The organism is Pseudarthrobacter sp. MDT1-22 (genome assembly GCF_054511035.1).
Genome location: NZ_JBTNDK010000012.1, coordinates 70302 through 96249, shown reverse-complemented (window position 1 = coordinate 96249; position 25948 = coordinate 70302). Strand labels below are relative to the sequence as shown.

Annotated in this window: 20 protein-coding genes; 10 read left to right on the top strand and 10 right to left on the bottom strand. The window is 61.7% G+C overall.

Annotated features, from left to right (window positions below; all coding sequences use genetic code 11):
- Positions 1 to 94: 94 nt before the first annotated feature.
- The 5 genes from ACX80M_RS11525 to dnaA form a co-directional block, all read right to left on the bottom strand.
- On the bottom strand, positions 95 to 652 hold the full coding sequence (locus ACX80M_RS11525; RefSeq protein WP_056342749.1) for a DciA family protein: 558 nt from the start codon (positions 650 to 652) through the stop codon (positions 95 to 97).
- Positions 645 to 1847: a DNA replication/repair protein RecF gene (gene recF, locus ACX80M_RS11520; RefSeq protein ID WP_252611313.1), complete on the bottom strand. Its 1203-nt coding sequence runs from the start codon at positions 1845 to 1847 to the stop codon at positions 645 to 647. Before recF ends, ACX80M_RS11525 begins: the two co-directional genes overlap by 8 nt.
- Positions 1848 to 1892: 45 nt before the next feature.
- A complete protein-coding gene (gene gnd, locus ACX80M_RS11515; RefSeq protein ID WP_252611311.1) occupies positions 1893 to 2777 on the bottom strand; it encodes a phosphogluconate dehydrogenase (NAD(+)-dependent, decarboxylating) in 885 nt (294 codons plus the stop codon).
- 103 nt (positions 2778 to 2880) lie between these two features.
- Positions 2881 to 4005, bottom strand: coding sequence for a DNA polymerase III subunit beta (gene dnaN, locus ACX80M_RS11510; RefSeq protein ID WP_252600893.1), 1125 nt, complete (start codon positions 4003 to 4005; stop codon positions 2881 to 2883).
- Between the two features lie 526 nt (positions 4006 to 4531).
- Positions 4532 to 5953, bottom strand: a complete 1422-nt coding sequence (dnaA, locus tag ACX80M_RS11505; RefSeq protein WP_056342735.1) for a chromosomal replication initiator protein DnaA — start codon at positions 5951 to 5953, stop codon at positions 4532 to 4534.
- Between the two features lie 468 nt (positions 5954 to 6421).
- On the opposite strand from dnaA, the gene rpmH reads away from it, so the two are divergent.
- The 8 genes from rpmH to ACX80M_RS11465 all read left to right on the top strand — a co-directional run bounded on the left by rpmH (position 6422) and on the right by ACX80M_RS11465 (position 12140).
- Entirely contained in the window at positions 6422 to 6559 is a 138-nt protein-coding gene (rpmH, locus tag ACX80M_RS11500; protein ID WP_003800212.1) for a 50S ribosomal protein L34, read from the top strand.
- A 41-nt stretch (positions 6560 to 6600) separates the two neighbouring features.
- Positions 6601 to 7011, top strand: coding sequence for a ribonuclease P protein component (gene rnpA / locus ACX80M_RS11495; protein ID WP_056342732.1), 411 nt, complete (start codon positions 6601 to 6603; stop codon positions 7009 to 7011).
- Entirely contained in the window at positions 7004 to 7399 is a 396-nt protein-coding gene (gene yidD / locus ACX80M_RS11490; protein ID WP_252600890.1) for a membrane protein insertion efficiency factor YidD, read from the top strand. The genes rnpA and yidD overlap by 8 nt, the downstream gene beginning before the upstream one ends.
- A 16-nt stretch (positions 7400 to 7415) precedes the next feature.
- Positions 7416 to 8393 (top strand): membrane protein insertase YidC, encoded by a 978-nt coding sequence (gene yidC, locus ACX80M_RS11485; RefSeq protein WP_252600888.1) that lies wholly within the window; start codon positions 7416 to 7418, stop codon positions 8391 to 8393.
- Entirely contained in the window at positions 8393 to 8959 is a 567-nt protein-coding gene (locus tag ACX80M_RS11480) for a Jag family protein (RefSeq protein WP_252600885.1), read from the top strand. Before yidC ends, ACX80M_RS11480 begins: the two co-directional genes overlap by 1 nt.
- 20 nt (positions 8960 to 8979) lie before the next feature.
- Positions 8980 to 9630, top strand: coding sequence for a 16S rRNA (guanine(527)-N(7))-methyltransferase RsmG (gene rsmG / locus ACX80M_RS11475; protein ID WP_252600882.1), 651 nt, complete (start codon positions 8980 to 8982; stop codon positions 9628 to 9630).
- Between the two features lie 86 nt (positions 9631 to 9716).
- Positions 9717 to 10790 carry a ParA family protein gene (locus ACX80M_RS11470; RefSeq protein ID WP_252600879.1) on the top strand — a complete coding sequence of 358 codons (1074 nt, stop codon included), beginning with the start codon at positions 9717 to 9719 and terminating at the stop codon, positions 10788 to 10790.
- A 66-nt stretch (positions 10791 to 10856) separates the two neighbouring features.
- Entirely contained in the window at positions 10857 to 12140 is a 1284-nt protein-coding gene (locus ACX80M_RS11465) for a ParB/RepB/Spo0J family partition protein (RefSeq protein WP_252611303.1), read from the top strand.
- Positions 12141 to 17391: 5251 nt separating this feature from the next.
- Here ACX80M_RS11465 and trxA read toward each other — a convergent pair.
- The 5 genes from trxA to ACX80M_RS11440 all read right to left on the bottom strand — a co-directional run bounded on the left by trxA (position 17392) and on the right by ACX80M_RS11440 (position 23449).
- The gene (gene trxA / locus ACX80M_RS11460) at positions 17392 to 17718 is read right to left on the bottom strand and encodes a thioredoxin (RefSeq protein WP_252600874.1); all 327 of its coding nucleotides are present in this window, start codon (positions 17716 to 17718) and stop codon (positions 17392 to 17394) included.
- A 37-nt stretch (positions 17719 to 17755) separates the two neighbouring features.
- Positions 17756 to 18712: a thioredoxin-disulfide reductase gene (gene trxB, locus ACX80M_RS11455; protein ID WP_252600871.1), complete on the bottom strand. Its 957-nt coding sequence runs from the start codon at positions 18710 to 18712 to the stop codon at positions 17756 to 17758.
- A gap of 249 nt (positions 18713 to 18961) precedes the next feature.
- Positions 18962 to 20521, bottom strand: a complete 1560-nt coding sequence (locus ACX80M_RS11450) for an ABC transporter substrate-binding protein (protein ID WP_459309708.1) — start codon at positions 20519 to 20521, stop codon at positions 18962 to 18964.
- Positions 20522 to 20702: 181 nt separating this feature from the next.
- Positions 20703 to 22808, bottom strand: coding sequence for a murein biosynthesis integral membrane protein MurJ (gene murJ, locus ACX80M_RS11445; RefSeq protein ID WP_252600865.1), 2106 nt, complete (start codon positions 22806 to 22808; stop codon positions 20703 to 20705).
- A 92-nt stretch (positions 22809 to 22900) separates the two neighbouring features.
- Positions 22901 to 23449 carry an NUDIX hydrolase gene (locus tag ACX80M_RS11440; RefSeq protein WP_246848665.1) on the bottom strand — a complete coding sequence of 183 codons (549 nt, stop codon included), beginning with the start codon at positions 23447 to 23449 and terminating at the stop codon, positions 22901 to 22903.
- Positions 23450 to 23608: 159 nt separating this feature from the next.
- Here ACX80M_RS11440 and ACX80M_RS11435 point away from each other — a divergent pair, with 159 nt between their 5' ends.
- Together ACX80M_RS11435 and ACX80M_RS11430 are read left to right on the top strand one after the other, a co-directional pair.
- A complete protein-coding gene (locus tag ACX80M_RS11435; protein ID WP_252600862.1) occupies positions 23609 to 25117 on the top strand; it encodes a CCA tRNA nucleotidyltransferase in 1509 nt (502 codons plus the stop codon).
- Complete coding sequence (locus tag ACX80M_RS11430) at positions 25114 to 25698, top strand: histidine phosphatase family protein (RefSeq protein ID WP_252600859.1); 585 nt, start codon at positions 25114 to 25116, stop codon at positions 25696 to 25698. Before ACX80M_RS11435 ends, ACX80M_RS11430 begins: the two co-directional genes overlap by 4 nt.
- The last annotated feature ends 250 nt before the right edge of the window (positions 25699 to 25948 follow it).

The window sequence follows — 25948 nt, the reverse complement described above, 5'->3', positions numbered from 1 at the left end:
CCTCGAGGTCCCGCCTCCGGGTGCCTATACGCCCTAAGGCCGTTAGCTCGCCCTACACGCCGCCGGACGAATATTCAAGAGTCGACGGCGGCGGCTAACCGTAGGTATCGCGCGGCCCGCGGCCGTTGACGGTACGTCCGCCCTTGCGCCAGCTGGGTGCTGACGGGCCGAGCACCTGGATGCTGGTGACCACGCCATCGCCCAGTTCCGTGCGGAACTTCTCCAGCAGGCTGTTGCTCAGCAGCCGCAGCTGCGTGGACCAGGCCGTCGAGTCGCAGCGCACGTGAAGGGTGGTATCGGTGAAGCTCTCCGGGGTGCAGTGCGCTGAAATTTCCGGGCCAACCAGCGTGGCCCACTCTGCCATGACCGAACCCACCGCTACTGGCGAGCTCCAGCCGCGTTCGGCCACGAGGCGTCCCACCACTTTGCCGAGCCCCAGCGGATCACGGCCGGTGGAATGGAACTGGCTGAAACCCCGGGTATCCCGGATCCCACCCTTTGTCTTGGCGGCACCGGCCTTGGGGGGTGCCTTCCGGCGGATTTCGCCGCGTGCGGCCGCGGCCTCACGCATGCGGTTCAGCGCAGCCTGCGGCGCGTCGATGTTGTCAGGATCCCGGCCAGGCTGCAGCCCGCCCTTTTCATCCTTATTCATCGATTCCTCCCGGGACGACCTTCACCCGCCGGCCGGAGAGTTCCTCCGGGATATCGGCGTCGACGGCGGCGGTCACCAGGACCTGTTCCGCGCCGGAGACTATTGCCGCCAGTTTACGCCGGCGCTGCACATCCAGCTCGGCGAAAACGTCGTCGAGGATGAGGATCGGTGCAGACCCGCCGGTCCTCGCGTCATCGAGCATGACGTAATAGGAAGCAAGCCGGAGTGAGAGGCACATCGACCAGGTTTCGCCGTGCGAGGCGTACCCCTTGGCGGGCGCTTCGCCGAGAATCAGTTCGAGCTCATCCCGGTGCGGCCCCACCAGGGAAATTCCGCGCTCAAGTTCCTTGCGGCGGGAGGCTGCAAAGGCCTGGACATAGCGGCCGGTGAGGTCCTCAACGGTGAGGTCCCGCAGATCTTCGGCAGCGGCGGACCCATCCGTCAACGAACCGCCACCGGCACCCGGTGCCGCGCCGCCGTCGTCGTCCATCAGATTTTGGAGGGTGGACCGGTAGAGGGCGTTGGCTTCCTTGGACCCATCCGTGAGCTGGGCATACGCCTTGGCCAGGTGCGGGCTCAATAGTTCCACCAGTTCCAGCCGCGCGTGCAGCAGCTCGGCGCCCGCCCGGGCCATGTGCTGGTCCCAGACATCGAGGGTGGCCTCGTGTCCGGCAGTGAATTTTCCGGCCCGGGCGGATTTGAGCAGGGCATTGCGCTGCTTCAGGACACGGTCATAGTCCGTGCGCGTCGCCGCGTGCCGGGGCATGAGGCTGACCAGCAGCTCGTCGATGAACCGGCGGCGGTTGGACGGATCTCCCTTGACGAGCGCCAGGTCCTCGGGGGCGAAAAGCACCGTCTGGCAGATCCCCAGGAGATCCCTGGCCCGGACGGGATTGCTGCGGTTGATCCGCCCCCGGTTGGCGCGGCTGGCGTTGATCTCAAGTTCCAGGACCGTGGTCTGCCCGCCGCGGACCAGGCGGGCCCGGACCAGCGCGCGGTCCGTGCCGAACCGCAGCAGCGGGGCATCGGAGCTGACCCGGTGCGAGCTGAGGGTGGCCAGGTACCCGATGGCCTCCATGAGGTTGGTTTTGCCGATGCCGTTTGCCCCGACGAGCACGGTGACCCCCGGTTCGAGGGGAAGGTCAACCTGGGCGTAGCTGCGGAAGTCAGTGAGCGAAAGGTGTTCTAGGTACACGCGGTGTTCGACAATTCTCGGAACCGGCGGGTCCCGGGGTGGAGGTTACTTGGCGGGACGGGTGGCATGCCCGCCGAACTGGTGGCGCAGCGCGGAAACCATCTTCATGGCGGGCGAATTCTCCTCGCGGGAGGAGAAGCGTGCGAAGAGTGCAGCCGTGATGGCCGGTGCCGGAACCGCGTTGGCGATGGCTTCCTCAACGGTCCAGCGTCCTTCGCCCGAGTCCTCGACGTAGTCATCGATGGATTCCAGTCCCGGGTCCTCGTCCAGTGCCTTGACCATGAGGTCCAGCAGCCACGACCGGACCACGGTGCCCTTCTGCCAGGCGCGGAACGTACCAGGCAGGTCGTCAACAATGTCCTTGGCGGCCAGCAGTTCGTATCCTTCGGCGTATGCCTGCATCAGGCCGTATTCGATGCCGTTGTGGACCATCTTGGCGTAGTGTCCGGCACCGATTCCGCCGACGTGGACAAAGCTGTCCGCCCGCTCGCCTTCGGGACGGAGCACATCAAAAACCGGCAGGGCCCGCTCAATATCGGCAGCGTCGCCGCCAGCCATGAGCCCGTACCCGTTCTGGAGGCCCCACACTCCGCCGGAAACGCCGCAGTCGGCGAAACGGATCCCCTTCCCGGCCAGCGCGGCACCGTGTTTCTGGTCCTCGGTGAAGCGGGAGTTGCCGCCGTCGATCACCAGGTCGCCGGCGTCGAGCTTGTCCCCGAGTTCGGTGACGACGGCATCGGTGATGTCGCCTGACGGGACCATGACCCAGATCAGCCGCGGGGCCGGAACGGCCGCAATGAGCTCATCCACGGAGGCAACGTCGGTGACCTCGGGGTTGCGGTCAAAGCCGGTAACCTCAATGCCACCCTTGCGCAGGCGTTCGCGCATGTTGAAACCCATCTTGCCAAGGCCGATCAGTCCAATATGCACGGGGGTCTCTTTTCTGCGCGGGGTTGGCTGTTGCTGAACGGGGCAGCCCAACTAGGTCGCACTAAGTGTCGTTATGAGCGCCCATAACGACGTTTTCTGCTACCTAGTTGGGAAGGCGGACGGGCATAACCAGGTAGCGGTAGTCGTCCTGGTCCTCACCGTCGGCGTCTGCCTGAGCCGTGATCATCGCGGGCTTCGGCGCCGTGGTGAAGGAGAACCTGACGTACTTCGTTTCGATGACGCTCAGGCCCTCCACCAGGTAGTGCGGGTTGAAGGCGACGGTGATGTCGTCACCGGAGAGCTGGGCTTCGAGTTCTTCGGAGGCCTGGGCATCTTCGCCGGTGCCGGCGTCCAGGTGCAGCAGTCCTTCGGTGAAGGCGAGGCGTACCGGGGTGTTGCGTTCGGCCACCAGCGACACGCGGCGGACGGCTTCCACAAGTTCCTGCGTTTGGACTGTTGCGTGGATGGGGGTGGAATCCGGGAACAGCGAGCGGATCTTGGGGTAATCGCCATCCACAAGCAGCGATGTGGTGGTGCGGCCGCCGCTTTCGAAACCGATCAGGCGGCTGTCATCGTCAGCAAGGGCGAGGTTGATGTCGCCGCTGTTGCCAAGGGTCTTAGCCACTTCGTTGAGGGTTTTTGCCTTGACCAGCGCACTGGTGGAAATTCCCGGTGTGGTGGGCTTCCACGGCACTTCGCGCATGGCCAGACGGTAGCGGTCGGTGGCCAGAAGCGTGATGAGGTCGTCCTCGATCTCCATCCGGACGCCGGTCAGGATGGGGAGAGTGTCATCCTTACTGGCCGCAATGATCACCTGGGACACAGCTTGGGCGAATGCGTCACCCGGGACGGTGCCGCTGATGGCGGGTAACGCAGGCAGCGGCGGGTATTCGGCCTCGGGCATGGTGGCCAGGTGGAAGCTGCTGCGGCGGCAGGTCAGCGTCACCTTGTTGCCATCGGTCTCCACGACCACCGGAGCGGAAGGAAGGCTGCGGCAAATGTCTGCGAGGAGGCGTCCGGAAACGAGGATGGTTCCCTCGGCGGTGATGTCCGCGGGGATGTCCAGCCGTGCGGAGGTCTCGTAGTCAAAGCTCGAGAGGCTGACGGTGCCGGCTTCAGCCTTCAGGAGCAGACCCGACAGCACTGGAACCGGCGGCCGCGGAGACAACGACCGGGCTGTCCAGGTGACGGCTTCTGCCAGGACGTCCCGGTCGACTCTGAACTTCACGGAAGGGTGCCGCCTTTCATTGCTGCTGCCTTGTCTGAACCGGAAACTCCCACAGGGAGCCCAAAAGTAGTGGCGCCCCAACAACGGAACCTGCATGGTTCATCGAGTGCTGAACCACAAAGAAACCCGAGGATGGGAGCGCTGCTGACAGCTTAGCCGGAAGACGGCTGATTAACCCATCCCCGGTCAGGACGCCTGGGGTCCGGAGGCCCTTGGGCCTGGGCCGGTTCGGGTGCGGATCGAGATTGTTATTTGAGGGAAATCAATTTATTGGGATTAGAAGTGTTAATAACTGCTGTGGATACTGTGGATAACTCGATCCGGCCGCAGGATCCAGCGGTTAAGCCCTGTTCATGGATTGTGGGTGACGCAGGTTTTAAACAGGCTGTGGATGGGGATAACAATTTTTGGGTTTTCGCTGATCCACAGGCGGCTTAAGGGTTTAAGCCCATTAAGTTCGGTTGTCCCCTTAAGTATCCACAGGGTTATCCACATGCACCTGTTAATAAGGTATAGAGACGACGGCTTAGGAGTTGCGCTGCTGCTGCTTGATCCTGTTGGTGAGTTCGGTGACCTGGTTGTAGATCACACGACGCTCAGCCATCAGCTCACGGATTTTGCGGTCCGCGTGGATCACAGTGGTGTGGTCGCGGCCGCCGAGTTCCTGGCCGATCTTCGGCAGGGACATGTCCGTGAGCTCGCGGCAGAGGTACATGGCGATCTGCCGGGCGGTCACCAGCGTGCGGGTCCGGGACTTGCTGCAGAGTTCCTCCATGGTGAGCTTAAAGTACTCCGCCGTCTGGATCAGGATCTGGCTCGACGTGATTTCCTGGGCGCCGTCGTCCGTGATGAGGTCCTTGAGGACCATCTCAGCCAACGCAACATCGACCGGCTGGCGGTTCAGGCTGGCGAATGCCGTCACCCGGATCAGTGCGCCCTCGAGTTCGCGGATATTGCTGGAGATCTTGGAAGCGATGTATTCCAGGGCATCGTCCGGGGCGGAGAGACCTTCGCTGAGCGCCTTCTTCCGCAGGATGGCGATGCGGGTCTCGAGCTCGGGCGGCTGGATGTCGGTGAGGAGGCCCCACTCGAAGCGAGACTTCATCCGGTCCTCGAAACCTGCCAGCTGCTTGGGCGGCAGATCCGAGGTGATGACCACCTGTTTGTTGTTGTTGTGCAGGGAGTTGAACGTGTGGAAGAACTCCTCCAGCGTCCGGTCCTTGCCGGCCAGGAACTGGATGTCATCGATCAGCAGCACGTCCACGTTGCGGTACGTGGTCTTGAAGCTGGCGCCTTCGTCATCGCGGATGGAGTTGATGAAGTCGTTGGTGAACTCTTCGGAGTTCACGTACCGGACCCGGATTCCGCTGTACAGGCGGCGGGCATAGTGGCCGATCGCGTGCAGGAGGTGGGTCTTGCCCAGCCCGGAATCACCGTAGATGAACAGCGGGTTGTAGGCCTTGGCGGGCGCTTCGGCCACGGCCACGGCAGCTGCATGGGCAAAGCGGTTGGACGAACCGATCACAAAGGTATCGAAAACGTACTTGGGGTTCAGCCGGCCGAACTCGTGGGAAGTGCTCGGCAGCATCGGCTGCGGCTTCTGTTCGATCAGCTGGTCCGGCGAGTAGGAAGGTTCGACGACGGGTTCCGGCTCCGTGTGAAGGGGCACCAGATCGGTGTCCACGTCGATTGCGCAGCGGATGTCCTCGGAGAAAACGTTATGCAGGGCGTCATCCAGGGCGTCCTTGACCTGGGTCTGAAGGACTTCACGGGTCAGTTCGTTGGGTACGGCCACCAGGAGGGTGGATCCGATCAGGCCCTGGGCCTGCGCCAGGATGACAAAGCCCCGCTGCCGTGGAGATACGCGGTCGTCCTGCTCGAGCAGGCTCACAACCCGACGCCAGGAACTTCCGACAGTATTGGCGTGGTTGGCTTCGTCTACTGTCATCAATCAGTTCCTCAAACTTGCGTGCCTGCATTACGTGCAGCCCCAAGTCCCGAACCAGGACTCTGGTTCAGCTTCATCCACAGGGTTATGCACAGTCCGTGGATAATCGGCTACTGAGCCACTCTAGGGGAACAAAAGGCCAGAAGATAGCTGGGAAGTAGCTTGTGGATAATTACACCGTTGTGGTTCGAAAACAGGCCTTGTGAGCCACTTCATCCACAGGCTGTGGGGCCAGGTTAACCACAGCCGGGGACAGGGACGCAGGGGTACCCCGGTTTGACTCTGGCAGGCATTTTGCCCTAACGTTGTGAAGTCCTTTGTGTACGCTTTTTGGCCCCTTCTGAATCTCTCTGACGCACCGCGTTGGAGCAGCCGGGGGAAGCGTGCATATACAAAACTTAGCGTCGGCCAGTTCTTCCCCTTTTACTGATCGGGTGGGCGCACCTTTGATCCACTGGAGTAACTAACGTGAGCAAGCGGACTTTTCAGCCGAATAACCGCCGTCGAGCCAAGAAGCACGGCTTCCGCCTTCGTATGCGTACCCGTGCCGGCCGTGCCATCCTGGCAGCCCGTCGTGGCAAGGGCCGCACCGAACTGTCGGCCTAGATAACTGACTCGTCGGTTTAACTTTTCTTTGCGAGTTTAAGGTGCTGGCCACCCGTAACCGTTTGAGGACTGCAACCGATTTTTCAACAACTGTACGTTCCGGTGTCCGCAATGGACGCCGGAACGTAGTGTTATATGCGGCAGCTATTGCTGCCGACGAACCCAGCCGGATCGGGTTCATCGTTTCCAAAGGTGTCGGGAACGCTGTGGTCAGGAACCTCGTTAAGAGGAGACTGAGAGAAGCCGGTGCTGCCTCGCTGCGCGAGTACGGTACCGGGTTCGCCATAGTGGTCCGGGCGCTGCCTGCGTCCGCTGCCGCCAGCTGGGATCAACTGCTGGCGGACTACAACGCCGCACTGGAATCAACCATGAGCCGGTTGGGCAGCCGCCTTCCGCGGGCTGCTGTAAACGGTTCGACCGGTACAACACAGGAAGGGACACAGCGTGCGTAAGGTAACTGCCGCCGTCGTCCACTCCCTTCATCCTGTTGCTGCCGCCGTGGGCACCTTCCTCTGGAACCTGCCCAGAAACATTCTTATTCTGCTGCTGATGGCATACCGCAAGGTGATTTCTCCCTTGTATGGCCAGGTCTGCCGTTTCTTTCCTTCCTGCTCGGCGTACGCCCTTGAAGCGATCACTGTCCATGGGGCGGTGAAGGGCAGCTGGCTTGCAGCCCGTCGCCTTGTGCGCTGCCATCCGTGGAATGCCGGTGGTGTGGACCATGTCCCCGCCGGCCACCGCCACTGGCCCGATCACCGGACCCCCACAATTGTTGTGCTGAACAACCCGGACAAGTACCTGGCTGCTCAGACTGATGGAGAAGGCCGCCTTGCGGCCTGACGAATAGGGATATCGTATGGACTTCTTTGAAACAATCATGTTTCCGTTCAAGTGGCTGGTTTCCATCATCATGGTGGGCTTCCACGAGGGCCTGACTGCGATCGGCCTGCCTGCGGCCAACGGCTGGACCTGGACACTGTCCATCATCGGGCTGGTGCTGGTGATCCGTGCCGCCCTGATCCCCGTTTTCGTCAAGCAGATCAAGGCGCAGCGCGGCATGCAGCTGTTGCAGCCGGACCTGAAGAAACTCCAGGACAAGTACAAGGGCAAGACTGACCAGCTTTCCCGCCAGGCCATGGCGCAGGAACAGATGGCCATGTACAAGAAGCACGGGACCAACCCGTTCTCGGCCTGCTTGCCCATGCTGATCCAGATGCCGTTCTTCTTCGCGCTGTTCCAGGTGCTCTCCGGCATCAGCTCCAACGCCAAGGCGGGTGTGGGTGTCGGTGCGATGAGCCACGACCAGGTGGTGCAGTTCGACGAATCCAGCATCTTCGGTGCTCCGCTTTCCGCCACCCTCCTGCATGGAGGAGGAGGCGACGCGCAGTTGGCTGTCAACATCCTGTCGATCGTGATGATCCTTGCGATGACGGCTTCGCAGTTCATCACGCAGAAGCAGATCATGGCCAAGAACATGTCCGAAGAGGCCATGGCCAGCCCTTTCATGCGCCAGCAGAAAATGATGCTGTACATCCTGCCGCTCGTGTTCGGCGTGGGTGGCATCAACTTCCCCATCGGTGTCCTTATCTACTGGACCACCACCAACCTCTGGACCATGGCGCAGCAGTTCTTCGTCATCCGCCGCATGCCGACGCCGGGATCCCCAGCCGCCAAGGCACTCGCCGAACGCCGTGCGGCCAAGGGCCTGCCGGTCCTGCCCATTCTGGGCGGGAAAAAGGCCGACGCCGAAGCGGAGGCAGCTGCCGCAGCTGCGGTCCTCGAGCAAAAGGGACAGCGCGTCCAGCCACAGCGTAAGAACAGGAAGAAGAAGTAATGTCAGCCGAGAGCACCGAACACGCCCTTTCCGACGAGATCATTGACGATCAGGACGAAGCCTCGACCGACGCCGATGCTTCGCCCAAGGGATCCGCTGCCAGCCGCCTCGAAGAGGAAGGCGACGTTGCCGCCGATTACCTGGAGGAACTCCTTGATATCGCTGACATCGACGGCGACATTGACATTGAAGTCCGGAACGGCCGCACTTACATTTCCATCGTTGCCGAGGAAGGAACTGATGGTCTCGACAGCCTCGTAGGCGAAGACGGCGAAGTCCTCGAAGCCCTTCAGGAACTGACCCGGCTCTCTGTTCTCTCCGCAACGGAGAACCGTTCACGCCTGGTCCTGGACATCAACGGCTACCGTCAGCAGCGCGCCGTCCACCTGCAGAAGATCGCCGAGGATGCGGCAGCTGCGGTCAAGGAGTCCGGCAAAGCCGTGGCACTGGAGCCGATGAGTGCCTACGAACGCAAAATCGTTCATGACGCCGTCGCTGACCTGGGACTCGTCAGCGAGTCCGAGGGCGAAGGCGCCGGGCGTCACATCGTAGTATCCGCAGACTAGAGAATGCTGAACCGCTAATCATGGTTGACATCACGGCAGCAGAATTGCTGGCGGCCGAGAAGATTTTCGGTGACCGCCTGGACCTGGCCAAACGCTACGTGGAGCACCTGGCCACGTCCGGAACCGAACGCGGGCTGATCGGGCCGCGTGAGATCCCACGGTTGTGGAGCCGGCATGTCCTTAACTGTGCCGTTATCGAAAGCGAGATCGCGCACGGCAGCCATGTTGCCGACGTCGGAAGCGGAGCCGGACTTCCCGGACTTTGCCTCGCGATCGCGCGTCCGGATCTCCAGCTGACACTGATCGAGCCGCTGGAGCGCCGGGTGATCTGGCTCCAGGAAGTGGTGGACGATCTCGGCCTGACAAACGTCACGGTGATGCGGACGCGCGCGGAGCTTGCGGTTGGCATGGTGGACGCTGATGTTGTGACTGCCCGGGCTGTTTCCGCGCTGAGCAACCTCGCCGGTCTGACCATCCCCCTGCTCGCCGGCAAGGGTGAAGTTGTGGCCATTAAGGGACGCAGTGCAGGCGAGGAAATCGAAAAAGCAGCGAAGGTCATCCGGAAACTCGGTGGCGTCCAGACTTCTGTAGTGACTGTCGGTGAAAACCTCCTGGAGGAACCCACCACGGTGGTACGGATCGTCGTTAACAAGTCCCGAAAGTTCTCCTAGTCCTGGCCCGGTAGCCTTGGTCTGCAGGGCGAAGCGGTTAGGCTAGACAACGGCAGCAAAAGCCGAACGAGAGTGAGTGTGTCCCAGTGACCAGTAGCGAAGCCTCCACACAACGGATACCCCCGTTTGTGTCTTTGGGGTCAGCACGATCAGTTGCTGGCATGGGCATGGGTTCCGCGCCCGGACGAGGGGAAAGTCACCCTAATCCGGTTGCGGAAATGGCAATTCTTGCGTCTGTTTCACGTGAAACAACAACGGGTGGCCGGATCAACGTTATGGACACCATGGACGATTCCAGTCCTATCGCCCGGGAACTCGCGCACGAGACCAGGCGCCGCGAACGGCTGGTTGGCCGGAAACTTCCCAAGCCGGAGAAGACCCGTATCTTTACGGTGTCCAACCAAAAAGGCGGCGTGGGCAAGACCACCACCACCGTGAACATCGCTGCTGCCCTGGCCGCAGCCGGCCTGAACGTCCTGGTCATTGACATCGATCCCCAGGGCAACGCCTCCACCGCCCTCGGCGTCGAGCACCATGCCGATGTGGACAGCATCTATGACGTCCTCATCAACGATTTCCCTCTCGCTGACGTCGTGGCCCCCTGCCCGGACATCAGCAACCTGATCTGTGCTCCTGCCACCATTCACCTGGCCGGCGCGGAGATTGAGCTTGTTTCGCTTGTGGCCCGTGAACAGCGGCTCCGCCGGGCGATCGACGTCTATGCCAGGACCCGGGCAAAGAACGGCGAAGAACGCCTCGACTACATTTTCATTGACTGCCCGCCCAGCCTCGGGTTGCTCACGGTTAATGCCTTCTGTGCTGCCGGTGAGGTCCTTATCCCTATCCAGTGTGAGTACTACGCACTGGAAGGCCTCAGTCAGCTCCTCAAGAACATCGAGATGATCCAGAAGCACCTGAATGCGGATCTGGTGGTCTCCACTATTCTCCTCACGATGTATGACGGACGGACCAACCTTGCAGCCCAGGTGGCAGCCGAAGTTCGCCTGCACTTCCCCGAGCAGGTCCTTGGTGCTGTAGTCCCCCGCTCCGTGCGGATTTCAGAAGCTCCGAGCTACCAGCAAACCGTCATGACGTACGATCCTTCCTCCAGTGGAGCCCTGTCTTACCTGGAAGCCGCAGCCGAAATCGCTGAACGCTAGAATCTTCAAGAACTGCAACAACCGGAGTCCGGCAAGGTCTGACTCTTCCATCGGAGGGATTTATCCATGAGCGAAAAGCGACGTGGCCTAGGCCGCGGTCTTGGCGCACTCATTCCAAGTTCCGCCGGTAGTGCGTCGGGCAACGGCGGCGCTGTGTCGCGGCCTGTGGATCTCTTCTTCCCTGAAGGCCGTAAGAAAGTCGTGTCCCCTGATGACGCTTCAGGAAATGGTGGGGCAGCTTCAGATGCTTCATCTTCGGAGTCGGTTGCTTCCGAGTCGGATGCGCCGGCCCAGGCCAACGACGCATCGGTAACGAAGAAAGCAGCTGCGCCGAGAACGGCCTCCCCCGCGAATCCGCCAGCCAAGGCAGCAGAGAAGCTGCCGGCCGCAAAAGCTCCTGTAAAGGGCGGTGCAGCTACATCAACGGTGGACGGTTCGCCCATGCCGGTTGAAGGCGCGACTGGCGAGTCTGTGTCCGAGGCACCTGTATCCCAGAGCAGTACGCCGGATAACGGTGTTGACCTCGTGGAAGTCCCCGGCGTGCGTTTTGCTGAGATTCCGGTCACCGACATCCATCCGAACCGTAAACAGCCCCGTTCAGTCTTCGATGACGATGACATGGCGGAGCTCATCCACTCCGTGCGCGAAATCGGCGTCCTCCAGCCAATTGTGGTTCGTACTTCAACCGAAGAAGGTGGAGAACCGTACGAGCTGGTGATGGGTGAGCGTCGCTGGAGGGCAGTACAGGCGGCCGGGATGGCGACCATCCCTGCCATTGTCCGGGACACCACTGATGATGACCTCCTCAGGGATGCACTGCTGGAGAACCTGCATCGCAGCCAGTTGAACCCGCTCGAAGAGGCAGCGGCCTACCAGCAACTGCTTGAAGACTTCGGAACCACTCACGAGCAGCTTGCGGACCGCATTGGCCGTTCACGTCCCCAGGTTTCGAACACGCTGCGTCTCCTCAAACTTCCGCCCCTGGTTCAGCGTCGTGTGGCGGCCAGCGTTATTTCCGCTGGCCACGCGCGCGCGCTGCTCGCCCTGCCGGATGCAGCAGCCATGGAACGCCTCGCCCAGAAAATCGTGGCTGAAGGCATGTCTGTTCGGGCAACCGAAGAGGCCGTCACTCTCTATCAGGATCCTGCGAAGCCTGCCAAGAACAACATCCCTCGTCCGGGAGCCCGCCATGAGCGCCTGGACTATCTGGCATCCTCGCTGTCAGACCGCTTGGACACCAACGTCAAGATTTCCCTGGGTGTCCGCAAGGGGCGTGTCAGCATTGAATTCGCCAGTGTTGAAGACCTGAACCGCATCATGGAAGTTCTTGCGCCAGGATCTGAAAACTAGCGTTCTCTGTTCAAAGAAGGGCCTGTTTCACGTGAAACAGGCCCTTCTTTCGTCTGTATCGACGCCATCTTTGCATTCCGGAGCTGATACTGGCGTGGCCATGGTGGTTGTGACGCGCCCCGGGCTCGAGCCCGCGGTCCGCATGGCGTACCCCTCTGGGCCCGATGAAATAGTTCCGTTGTGGGACGCGAGTTTGGCACTGTCTGCTGCCTTCGACTCCTCTAAAGACTGGAGTCCTCCAAAGACTGGTCTCCTCCAACGACTGTCGTCTCTGCTTGTGTTCCCGCTGCAGCGGTGGACTTCTGTGGCCCCGGGTTGCTGACGCACTGGAGGTGGGCACTGAGGGCGATGTAGATGGCGGAGCGCGAACTCTCGAGACGGCGATCAGGCAGGAGTGGTGGATTCGACGGATCGCTGGACACTCCGATGCGACTCGTGATGCTTGTCACCCAATGGGTTCCGTTGCTCCGAAGCAGTGAAGAATGCGTCGATTCGCACATTTCCAATCAGTCCGTGCGGTGCTTATCCTGCCAAGCGGCGGGAACACCGTCATCGTTGCGCTTGCCCCGATCTGTTCCAGGGATCTGGTGTGCAGCGTACGTACCCGTGCAGATGTTGGCCTTAGCCTGCGGCTAACTCGTTGACTACGGGGATACGCCAGGGTGGACGTCTCCCCCGGAGACCTGTCGCGAGATAGTCTTCTGACCTTCAATCTGCTTCGGCAACATCCGGGTGGGTTCGGCAACGTCCGGGTTCGGCAACGTCTGGTCCAGATGGGAAGGCGCCTCGCGGTTGCTGTTTCACGTGAAACATCAACAGGGTATGCGCCGGATCTAGGCGGCGGCGCCATCGAGAACGAACATGAAGTTGGTATAATCTAAAGTCCTCGGCCAGTGATGTCGCCGGCGCGTCACCTACGCTGCGGCTGCGGAAGTGAATTCGGTTTTCCAGCATCCGAGGGGCTTCGCCCGCAGCCAAAGCGGTGGCTAAAAAACTCCTGCAGAAGCAGTTCACCAAGCTTCGTGAGGGTAGCCGAGATTGCTGAGCTGGTTCGGCCTACGCCCAGCCGTCTTCTAAATGGTTTCACGTGAAACATCGTGACGAGTCCAGCTCACCGTGCCTGGCATCTCCCCACGGCCCCGACACACCGATACCCCGACGTCCTCACGGCGCCGGCGAGCTGGCTGCGTCTCGGATTGTAAACTTGCAGCCCAAGCGCCCTCCCATCTCGATCGCCGTGGGAACAGAGACAATTCCCAGACCTTGGAGTTGACGGCTTAGAGCCTACTATGGCCTCTTCACGCCTCGAGGATAATGCCGCCCCCAATCCCCCGGCCGGCAGTGACGCCCGCCACTGGTTATATCCTGCTGACCCAGCGCATGCCCGCCCAGGGTTCTGGGAGCTTGGGAAGCCGTCCAGAGGGCTAGTATCCAGCGGAGAGCCATGGCCGGGGTCCAGCATGTCCCGTTCCGTGGTGGCCCCAACCCTGACGCCTGAGTTCCACTCGCCGGGCAGTTAGCCTGAACAGATAGCTTCCTGGCGCATCCGAGGACTTTTGAGCTGGCGCACGCCGGCGCACCGGTAGCATCGGTTGAGGCAGGCAGGCAGGCAGGCAGGCAGGCAGGCAGGCAGGCAAGTACGACCGCGGCCCCCAACCGGGCCTTTCATCAACTAGTCTTCTGTGGAGACGGTACGTCGACGAATTGAATCTGCAGGGCGCCTCGATACACACCAATCTCAGGAGGGCGCATCGATCCCCTGGCTGGGCCAACAGTGTCGCCGGCTGCCTCATACGGGACCACCACCCTGGGCAGGACTGCGACACTCCAAGTCGTTACAGCATGACTCTGGCAGTGCGCCATAGTGCGTCTCTGGACCAGCTCCGCAACTCGGCTTCGCCCCTCTAGGACCTGACCGCGGGGTGCACAGAATTGGCCCAGTCCGGGAGTGTCCGGGAGTGGAAGGAATTGGTGCAAGCCGAGTCGTCTTGCTGTGCAGCAGTTTGAGACAGGCGGGACCGTCCGGAAAGGTTCGGATCCGACGGGGAAGCGACCACAACTGCAACCACGTCAGATCATGGCCCGGCTGAAGATGAATCAGCTAGCCAGGCGGACAGCAGCCTGGTTTGAGGGAAAGGGAGTATCCGAAAGATTATGTTTCCGTGGCCCACTCTTCATCATCGTGTGCGGCAAACTTGCCACAACAAGAGATGGAGCCAGGACAGGCTTGGGCCCGTAGGTGTGAATTGCATGGTGGATATCGTTGTGGATAACTTTGTGGATAGATTGCTTGGTGGCAGGCATCACGAAGAGATTTGGCCCACACGAGCGGATCCTGCAACGAGCGGTACGCACGAGCATTGGATAGCGCCTGCAGTCCCGTTTCACGTGAAACATTACCAAGGTCGATTCAGACTCTCTTTCGGGACGGAAAGCGACTTCAATAGTTGGATTTCCGGCGATATTTCCAGTCCAACGTGAGCATGCGCTTCGTCCGTGGTAGTTGTCCTGGAGCAAAGCCGGCTCGAGGGTGTCGGCTGATCTAAAGGACGGCACTAGGGGTCCTGCATCCACGATTTGCAGACCGGTGGATAAGCCTGTGGATATCAGTGTGGATATCAGTGTGGATAACATTTGGGGATAACTTCGAAGTCGGTGGACATCAACGCGATTGAACCCTCAAGTCGAACCGAACAGTCACACTTCCGATGGATACGATTCCGTCATCCGCTGACATTCGTCACCTGCTCTAGGTCTTTGGGGTGGAGTTGGTCGGGCACCTAGGGCTCCGCCCTTCGGACAGGAAAGTCGGTATTGGCCAGCTGGCTCATGACCTGCCCACGCGTGTTGTTCCGGTCGGGAGCTGCAGTGCGGACTGACATGTTAAGACCGAGCAGGCGGTTCCGATACCGTCCTTCGCTGACAACCGAGCAAGTTGGCTCTGGTTCTGTCCTGCGCTGACTGGACGGCAACCGTAGCGATCTTGCGAACAGAGATGTGCGTAGCGGCGAAGCCACAACGCCTATTTTGGCCACGGGCAGGTACACGGCGATCACCTTCGTCCAGTCCTGGTTCAGGCTGACGGTCCCCCATCGACGCAGCAGGCCGGAGGGCTTGGGCGAGGGCTCAGCCGTCACGCAAGCGTCTATAGAGCCCGGTGGCAGGATTGAGGGCGCCCGGCAGTGTCTAGAATTCCTGGGGTGAGGAGAGTATTCCTCGTGTGCCTGGGCTGTGTACGGGTTGTCCGGGTGTCTACGACGTGTCGGTCGTGGAGCAACCAGGTTGACGTGGGGATGCGGCCAGTTGGCAGTTGGCCTCAGAAGATAGCATCGAGCACATGCGAAGCCGGCGTCCTTAGCATCCATCCCGGGAAGCTTGGTCGGAGATTTCGCTCAGTTTGTTTCACGTGAAACAGTACGCTCGAGGTCTTGCCATCCGCGAAGCCGTCGCCGGGGCGGGACTGTTTCACGTGAAACAGTCCGGCGTAGAAGAACATCCGTGTCCTCGTGCCGTCTTTGCCGGCCCGCACCCGTGGCGCGCATGAGGTCTTCTGGTATGGCCCGTCTCTTGGCATGGGCCCGCTGAGACGACCACGGCGTTGTGAAGGGGTGCGGCCCCAACAAGTGGGTGTCGAGACCGGCGTGGGCTGCGGCCGAGGGCAATATCGGGCTTGGACAATCTCCGCATGTGCTTCCCATTCGGGCCATCGGCATCAATGGACATCTCGGACAATACGAACGACGATCCCGATGGACCCACCAGCGCAGCGAGTACAGACTGAATGCGCTGCGCGTGCCCTATCCGTACGGCCCCTGAATTACCACCCGAGGCTGTAGGTATCGGCGGAAGGGCATAGTGAGTCTCCAGGCCGACGGTCTCGAATTCGTCCGCAGGCACCTTGTCTGTGCTGGCGGGTTCCCAACGCTGTGTGAGTATGCTCCCGGGGGTCGCTGAATCTTGAGTTGCGCGCTGCTGTGTCGTCGACATGCTGTGGACAAGACTGGACTGTTGAAACTGGTCAGGCTGGCACTGAACTGGATACCGTCGCGGCAGGATACCGACGTGCTGTGGTTTGGCGATGAGACTTGTGCGCATTTTCGATCAGGAAGTCGTTTTCGAGAGTGGCCAGTCAGTTACGAGGGGACGGTGCCATTTGATGTCGGGGATCTATTCCAATTGCTCGGATCCTAGCGTCATAACGGTCACCTGGCGTCCCCGGCGTTCCTTGGCTTCCCCCGTCCAGCGACGACTCCCCCGACCAGCCCCGATTCCTCCAACCACCGGCGTTGACTCTGACCACACCCTTGGAGCCGTGATCTTCTAGGCGTCAACTGCGAGAATCGGCGTTTGATTTAGACCATGGACGGCCAGCGAGGCTGGAACGCCGGCCTGGTCAGGGTGCTTCCGGTAGTCTGATGCTCCGGTTCCATATTGTCCTCCGCAAGGTGAAATGGGGCGTCAAGGCCACTAGGCCACCTAATCTAATTGGCATTCGCTGCTCAGAGTTCGATCCAATCTCTGAGTGCGCCGCGGGTATTCTCCTCAGCGAATGGACGGGACGCAATACGGCGACATCGCGTGAACCAGATCCTTGAGGACTGGCTCCAAATGCCGTCGGGCAGGCCAATAGGACTGAAGGGAGCAGACTCACGCAGGCTTCGGCCGTGTTTCACGTGAAACATAGTGCGGGGTACGCATCAGTGCGCAGAGTGTGACCGTCACGAAAGTGGAAGCCTAGGTTGATTGATTTACCGTCGTGAGCCGAACTGAACTTAGCTGAGTTCAAGTATGTCGAACTGAATCGCTGCGGCATTGTCGTGCGGCAAGGGCACTCGGATGTAAGGATCAGCATGCACTGACGCCGACGAAATTTCGTCCGTCCGGCGAGCATGGCCACACCGTACGCCGCTTGGCTTGGCGAATCGTCGATGTTCGCATGAATCCATGTTTCGCGATCGCCAATGTTTCACGTGAAACAACAATCCGAATCCGGAAAGGCGAACTCTAGGATGGCGCCGGGGACGTCTGACCGGAATTTACAGCCCACTCTCCCTCATTGATAAGACACTCATCCCTGTACTGGGTCTCCTGGAGCGACTCTGAGCAATCAGTGAAGTTAGGAAACAATTGACGGTTGAATGTGGTTGTGCTTCCACGGGCCAGGTCTTAAAGGCCCGTGGCCACCGCTTCATGGAAGCAGTGGCCACAGGACGGTGTCACTGGTCACATGGGACCGAAGTCCCCTACCTGATTAGGAAAGGACGTCCGCAAATTCCTTTTCGAAGAACTGCTTCGGCCTCGCGCCGATAACAGTGCTCTTCACCTGGCCGTCCTGGAAGAGGTAAACGGCGGGGATGGACGTGATTCCGTACTCGGCGGCGATGGCGGGGTTGTCGTCGACGTTGAGCTTGACGACACTAACCTTCTCGCTGTATTCGACCGAGATCTCGTCGAGGATGGGTCCCAGCTTGCGGCAGGGGCCGCACCATTCAGCCCAGAAGTCCACAATTACTGGCTTGTCGGCGGACAGTACGTCCGCAGCAAAACTTGCATCTGTTACGTCTTTAGCGTTGCTCATAACCTTGTCTCTCTCTTCGAACGGCGGGTACGCGGATTTACGCGTGAAGGTCTGCGAGGTAGTGTTCCACGTCGATCGCGGCAACACATCCGGAACCGGAGGCCGTGATGGCCTGACGGTAGGTGGGATCAACAACATCGCCGGCGGCGAAGACGCCAGGGATGCTGGTCTTGGAACTCCGGCCCTCGACGGCGATGGTACCGGCCGCCGTGATCTCCAGGGAGTCCTTGACCAGGTCGGTGCGGGGGTCGTTTCCGATGGCGACGAAGACGCCGGTGACGGCGAGGTCGGACACGGTGCCGTCCTTCAGGTTCTTGATCTTGAGCCCGGTGACTTTGTCCGATCCGATGACGTCGTCAACGGAGCTGTTCCAGATGAACGAAATCTTGTCGTGGGCCAGAGCACGGTCCGCCATGATCTTGGAAGCTTTGAGTGTGTCGCGGCGGTGCACAACGGTGACGGACTTGGCGAATTTGGTCAGGAAGAGGGCTTCTTCCATGGCCGAGTCTCCTCCGCCGATGACCGCAATGTCCTGGTCCTTGAAAAAGAAACCATCGCAGGTTGCACACCAGCTCACGCCGTGGCCGGAGAGGCGCTTTTCGTTCGGGAGGCCCAACTCACGGTAAGCGGATCCGGTGGACAGGATGATGGCCCGCGCACGGAAGGTCTCGCCGGTACCGATGGTGACAGTCTTGATGTCGCCGTTGAGGTCCAGTGCTGTGACGTCCTCGAACTGGATTTCCGTTCCGAACCGCGCTGCCTGCTTCTCGAAGTTCTCCATGAGGTCCGGCCCCATGATGCCTTCGGGGAAGCCAGGGTAGTTTTCGACGTCGGTGGTGTTCATCAGTTCGCCGCCGGCGGTAACTGATCCGGCCAGAAGCAAGGGCTTCAGGTTGGCGCGCGCCGTGTAGACAGCGGCCGTGTACCCGGCCGGGCCCGAGCCGACGATGATGACATCACGTACTTCGGACGCGGTGTTTTCTGCGTTGCTCACTGAACGGTGAACCTCTTCCTTAGTCGATGCGCCGGCTTTTGCGGCCAGCCACATGGCACAACTGAATCTAGGTGGTGAATATTCCGGGCGTCGCGCGAACGGAGGAACCATCAGCGGTCATAGCCCCGTCATGTGGACGGGACGCCCTTCCAGATTACCGTCTGAAAACAGCTGAGCCGCGTCTGATACTTCGGAGCAATACTCCGGGCAGAACAGACGCGGCTCAACGGGAACGACGCAGGTGTGGTCCTACTGGATCTTGATCTCCGCCAGGCGGATGCCAAAGCCATAGCGGGTCTTCGGGGCGGCCAGCTTGGGAAGCGTCTTGATGGACACGATCACGTACTGTGCCTCCACCGGCTCGGCCAGCGGCATGGTCAGATCTGTTGACGTGAAGCTGTTGGTCCCCACCAGCCTGGCTCCGTCCAATGACGGACGGTCATTGGTGAAGACACTGAGATTGCCGCCCGAGGCCCCGAGCTGAGTCAGGGTGATGGATGAAACCTTCGCCGGATTCTTCAGCTTGACGAACAAGGGCACGCCATCGGTTGCGAGGCCGCCCCAGCCCTCGGTGGCAAATTCCATGTCTGACCAGTAGCTGGCTGCGTTGCCGTCAAACGCCTTCACAAGATCCACGTCGTAGGTGCCTGCGAAGTCAAAATCCCCCTGGCGGGTGATGCTGTCGATGGCAGGCGGTGCCGCCGGCGGTGCGGAGCTCGGGTTAGGGGAAGCCGACCCGGAGTTTGGCTGGGTGGAGCCCGTCGAATTGGAGGTTGGGGCGGCCTGGGGGCCAGATTTGAATAGACTGCCCAGGTTTGTGACCGCAAAGACCAGCCCGGCAATCAACACCACGGCGAGCAGCCCGCCAACCAGCCAGCGCATCGAGCGGGGCTCACGCTCGGGCTCGTCGTCATCGTAATAGTCATCCGTCCCGCCGGAAGGCGGTACTGCGGCCGCCGGAGACACTTTCCGGGCAACCGACGGGAAGGCGCCCGCTTCGCGATCGGAGTGTTCCGGCGCTCGGGAGACCACGGGTTCGTCGTAGGATGCGTCCTGGGAGCCGTTGGAATAGTCGTCCTCAGACCACAGGGAGACCTTGGGCGAATCGGATCCGGCACCTGCCTTGGGCTCGGCCGGTCCGGAAACTGGCCGGTTCTCCGCAGCCTGCACCGGTTGCGGCGCAGTGACGTGCTGATGTGCGGCAGTGGCGCCAGCAGCGGCGGCGCCTGCTCTAACGGCCCCGGCCTTGGCAGGGCCCGACGCCGGAAGGACCGCCGGGCGGAGCGGCGGACGGGCCGGAACAACCGGGGGTACAAGCGGCGGAGCAAGCGGTGCGGCAGACCGGAATGGGTCAACCTGGCTGGGGTGATTGTCCGAATAGTTGATATATCCGGCGTCGACGTTCTCTTCGTCGTCGTACGGTTCCGGTTCGTGTGAACGCACCTGGCCGAAAATTTCGCTGCCCAGGGTATCCGTGAAGAACGGCTCGACGTAAGGCGCGTCGGAAGCGACCACGAGGTCCAACAGGTCTGCCGCGGACGTGTGGTTGGTGATGAGGTACGTGGTGGCCTCAGTGACCCCAAGGTCCAGGACCTGGACGTTACCCGGGCGCTCACCAGTAGCCACCTCGCGGGCGCTCTGGGCCACCTGTTCGGTGTTGTCCGGGCCGGCGACCAGAATGCTGACCGGTCGGTTGAGAACCTGGTCCACCCCGTCCAGCACCAGATCCTGGTCGTGTGAGGTCAATACCGTGGCTGTGACCTTGTAGCGGCCGCCGAGTACTGATCCAACGTCGATCGGGTGGGACACTTGTTCCTCCTAGACTGTCCGGGAATGCCGGCGTAGATGATGCCACCGCCGGTCAGAAACCGGCTAAAAGCCAGCCGGCGAGCCGGTCTGCGCTTGCCTGCAACTACCCCTGTTCACTGTCGATCCTAGCCGATCGGCTAGGACCGCCGTGGTCGACAGGCAACCAAAAACCGCGAGAAGATCACTTTTTTCGAGGCCGGCGTGGCCTGAAATGGGGGTTCTGTCCGGCCTGGCCCTGGAACGTGCGCCGGCCGGGAAGGGGAATCTCGTCGCGCAGCAGCCCGCCCCGCGCTGTGCCGGGCACGTCCTCTGCGGGAAGGTATCCCGCGGCGGTTTCAGTGCCCCCGCTAGACATTGCTTCAGTTTCCCCTTGTGCGCCATCAGCTGGCGCCGTAGGCGCTGCCTGGCGTTCCGGTACGGGTCCTGCGCGGAAGGAGGCGGCGTCGAATTCGCCGGAAATCCGGGGAATCAGGCCGGTGTCCACCGCGACCGTGGCGCGTTCCGGCGTCGGACGTTCCGTTCCGGAAACGTCGGCACCCGCAGCCGACGACGGCGTTCCCCCGCCGCCGGACCGTCCCGTGCCGCGTCCCAGCCGTCCCAACAGGGGGCGCATGAGGTCCCGGAGCTCGGCGACGTGGAAGACCTTCAGCAGGAAGACATAGGCAACCAGCATGATGGGTCCGACGACGATAACGGTCACCAGGGCGGCGAGCCGGTCCTTCCAGGCGAAGCCGTCGGCGCTGTAGCTGCCCATCAGCCACAGGGCACCAGCGCCCGCCATCGCAGAACCGAGCGCTGCATAACCCATCCGGATGTAGGAGTTGGCGATCCGCGGCCCGTCGAGGTGGCCCAGGAGCCGGCGCAGGAAATAGGCGCTGATGACCACCGAAAGTATATTGCCCACCATATACAGGAGGGCGATTGCGTAGATGATCTGGCCCACCGGCAGGAACTGGATCCCGAAGGCACCGGCCACATAGACCACGGCAAGCAGCAGTTGGATATGGAACGGCGTGCGGGCGTCCTCATTGGCGTAGAAGACCCGCGACATCATGAAGTTGGCGCTCATGAACGGGGTGCTGAGAGCGAGGATGGTGAGCGTCTGGGCCAGCATGACGCCGTCCTGGCGCGGACCACCGGAAAAGAACATGCCAAGCGGGCCCGCCAGCGCGAAGAGTGCCAGCGCGCCAAAGACGGTGGCCACCGCCATCGTGCGGAGGCCGTGCGAGAGGGCGTCGCGGAGTTCCGCGCGGTTGCCATCCTGCGAAGCGCGGGTCATCCGGTTAAACAGGACAGTGGCGAGCGAGAGCGCAATGATGGAGTGCGGCAGCAGGTACAGCTGGCTGGCCACCTCCAGGACTGCGTTACCGGGCAGCATCTCGGCCGCCGGATCCCCCGCTTCCTTCAGCCGGAGGCGCTCAGCACCGGGAATTGTGGCGATGCGCATGACATACAGGAACGCCAACTGCCCCACGGCGGCCGTCAGGAGCGTCCAAACGCTCAGCCTAGCGGCCTGGCCAAGGCCTACTCCGCGCCAGCCAAACCGGGGCCGGAGACCCAGCCGCAGGCGGATCACCGGGATCAGCAGGATGGCTGTCTGGGCCACCACGCCTATGGTTGAGAAGCCGGCCACAAGCAGGGTCTGGGACGGGCCCCAGTTGTCCAGCGTGTGCGGGTTCATGCGGTTCTCGCCGAAGATCCAGATGAACATGCCCAGGCCGCCAATGGCCACCAGGTTGTTCATGATGGGGGCCCACATGGCAGGCCCGAACGCACCATTGGCGTTGAGGACCTGTGTCAGCAGCGCGTAGAGGCCGTAGAAGAAGATCTGGGGCAGGCACCAGAAGGCGAACGCGACTGCCAGGGCCTTCTGCTGCGGCGAATAACCCTGGGTGGTCAATTCGATGACCCACGGAGCAGCGAGCGTGACCAGCGCGGTGAGGCCCAGCAGTAGGAGCACGGCCAGCGTCAGCAGCCGGCTGATGTAGTCCGCTCCCCTGTCCGGGGCCTTGCTCGCTTTGATGATCTGCGGGACCAGGACGGCGTTGAACACACCACCGGCCACCAGCAGGAAGATCAGGTTGGGCAGGTTGTTGGCATTGATGAACGTGTCGTTAACCGTGGAGCCGAGGCCCAGCGCGGCACCCAGCATCCAGGTCTTGCCGAAGCCCAGGAACCGGGACACCAGGGTGCCAGCAGCCATGATGGCGCTGGACCGGGTTTCACTCGCTGTTCCGCTCGGGGCGGCGGGGCCGGCTTTGTCGGAGGGGGGATTGGTAGCTGACATCGAGTTCATCGTCTCACCCGGACGCTGTTTGTACCGCAACGGACAGGCTATATGCCTGTATAGGCATATACGCAGCTTCGGCGGAGACGGCCTTAGAGGTGTTCTGGCAGGACGTCCCGGGCCAGATCCGCGATGCGCCGCTCGTTGGGGAACGAGAGCTTCCGTGCGAGTTCCTTGATGGGGACCCATGCGACGTCCACGGCTTCGTGGTCCGGATCGTTTTCGATGGTGAGTTCGCCGCCGGTGGCGCGCAGCAGGTAGTGGTGGACGGTTTTGTGGACGCGGTGCCCGCTGACAGTGAACCAGTAGTCGATGCTGCCGAGCGGGGCCAGGATGTCGCCCTCGATGCCGGTTTCCTCGGCAATCTCGCGCACTGCTGCCTGCTCGTTGTCTTCCTTGCCTTCCGGATGGCCCTTGGGAAGGCACCACTCCAGCCGTCCGCCCCTGTTAAGGCGGGCAATGATCGCAACCCTTAGTTCGCCGTCGGACGTGTCCACCACAACGCCGCCGGCGGAAATTTCCTCCACCGTGGGAAGCGAGGCCGGGGCCGAGTGCAAGGCAGGCGCGACGTGGGCACCAATTGCCGACGGCAACGGTGCGTTTGTCCTCCTGCCGGGAGCGCTCGGTACGGGATGGGCCATGGAGTCCACTCTAACGACTCTTGTCCGATCATGATTACCGGAACATGACATCAAAGTGGACTGCGTATGACGCACTTTGAGGGGCTGCAGGCGAATAGGAGCGATCTTGAGGAGATTTTGGCCTGCCAAGCCGCTGGTTTCTGACAAGCTTAAGTAACTATGGCGCACGCACATCACAAGATTGATTCCAACACCGTCGATTTCCAGGTTGACCCGGTGGTCCTGGAGCTCGGGCAGCGCTTTGTCGACGCCGGCCACGAGCTGTCCCTGGTGGGCGGTCCGGTACGGGATCTCTTCCTGGGACGCGCCTCGCCGGACCTGGACTTCACCACGGACGCCACGCCGAGCCAGACAGTTGCCCTGATCAAAAAGTGGGCGGACAACTTCTGGGAGATCGGCCGGGCCTTCGGGACGATCGGGATGCGGAAGGCCGGCTTCCAGATCGAGATCACCACGTACCGGGCCGATGCTTACGATCCGGAGTCGCGCAAGCCCGTGGTGGCCTTCGGCACCTCCCTGACCGACGATCTCCTGCGCCGCGATTTCACGATCAACGCCATGGCCCTGCGGCTCCCGTCGCTTGAACTCATTGATCCGTTCGGCGGCGTCCGGGATCTCAACGCCGCCGTCCTGGCAACGCCCGCTTCACCCGAGGCCTCCTTCTCCGATGATCCCCTCCGTATGATGCGCGCCGCCCGGTTCGCATCGCAGCTGGGCATCTCCGTGCACGACGACGTGCGGCTTGCCATGAGCCAGATGGCCGAGCGGATCAAGATCATCTCGGCTGAACGGGTCCGTGATGAGTTGGTCAAACTCATCTGCGGTGCCCACCCCCGAGTCGGTGTGGACCTGCTCGTGGAAACCGGCCTCGCCGAGTTCGTGCTGCCTGAGGTGTCCGCCCTGCGGCTGGAATCTGACGAGCACCACCGCCACAAGGATGTCTACCAGCACTCCCTTCAGGTCCTGGAACAGGCCGCTGCCCTGGAAACGGACGCCGACGGCGCGTTGCCGGCTCCCGACTTTGTGCTGCGGTTCGCAGCACTGATGCACGACGTCGGCAAGCCGGCTACGCGGCGCTTCGAACCGGGCGGCGCGGTCAGCTTCCGGCACCACGACATGGTGGGATCCAAGCTCACGGCAAAGCGGATGAAGACTCTCCGCTTCGACAACGACACCATCAAGGCCGTGGCCCGGCTGGTGGAGCTGCACATGCGTTTCTACGGTTACGGTGACGCCGGGTGGAGTGATTCGGCCGTCCGCCGCTACGTTACGGACGCCGGCCATCTCCTGGAACGGCTGCACCGGCTGACCCGCTCTGACGTCACCACCCGCAACCAGCGGAAGGCCGAACGGCTCGCCTTCGCCTACGACGACCTGGAAGACCGGATCGCCGTTTTGCGCGAGCAGGAGTCTCTGGACGCGGTCCGGCCCGATCTGGACGGCGCCAAAATCATGGCCATCCTGAACCTCAAGCCTGGTCCCGTGGTGGGTCGTGCCTACAAATTCCTGCTGGAGGAACGGATGGAACACGGACCCCTTCAACCGGACGATGCCGAAGCGAGGCTGCTCGCCTGGTGGGCGGAGCAGCCCGAGGCAGCACCCCCGGTTCCGGAAGCAGCAGAGCCTCCCGCCGCCGTCGAACTTTCCCCGAACGAGGAGTCCAAATGATTAACCCGATGACCGCGCCCCGCCCCCAGCTCTGGATCCTGCGCCACGGCGAGACCGAGTGGTCCAAGAGCGGGCAATACACCGGGCTCACCGACCTGCCCCTGACCGTGGAAGGCGAGCAGCAGGCCGTGGAGGCCCGAAAGGTGCTGGACCAGGTGGACTTCGACCTGGTCCTGACGTCCCCACTGCGCCGCGCGCGGCGCACCGCCGAACTGGCAGGTTACCCTGACGCGCAGCATGAGCCGCTGGCAGTGGAATGGAACTACGGCGACTATGAGGGCATCAGTTCGGACCTGATCCGCAAGGACAACCCGGATTACCTGATCTGGACGCATGGTGTGCCCAACGGCGAGACCCTGGACGAAGTGGCAGCCCGCGCCGACAAGATTGTGGCCAGTGTGCTGGAATCCGGCCTGGACAACGTGCTGATCGTGGCGCACGGGCACTTCTCCCGGATCCTCACCGCGCGCTGGCTGGAACTGCCGCCCGCCGAAGGCCGCCATTTCATCCTGGGAACCGCGAAAGTCTGCACGCTCGGCTGGGATAAGCGGACACCGGCCATTGTCCGCTGGGGACTCTAACGGCGCATTCATAAACTTTCTTGAAAAACTTTGCTAATTAAGTGGCGCATTGCTCTATTCGTAGGGTAATTTTATTCCTGACCCCAGAGCGTCTTTGCCGGGGTCGCGGCGCGCGTTGTCCGGCTAGTCAGCCGAGGCGGCGGCATAACGGAAAAGGAGGTTGGGAAAAATGATTACTTTGACTAGCGGATGGAAGATGACCATCACCGCGAACCCGGCCTCTGCTGCTTTTGCGCGCCGTCTTAACGGA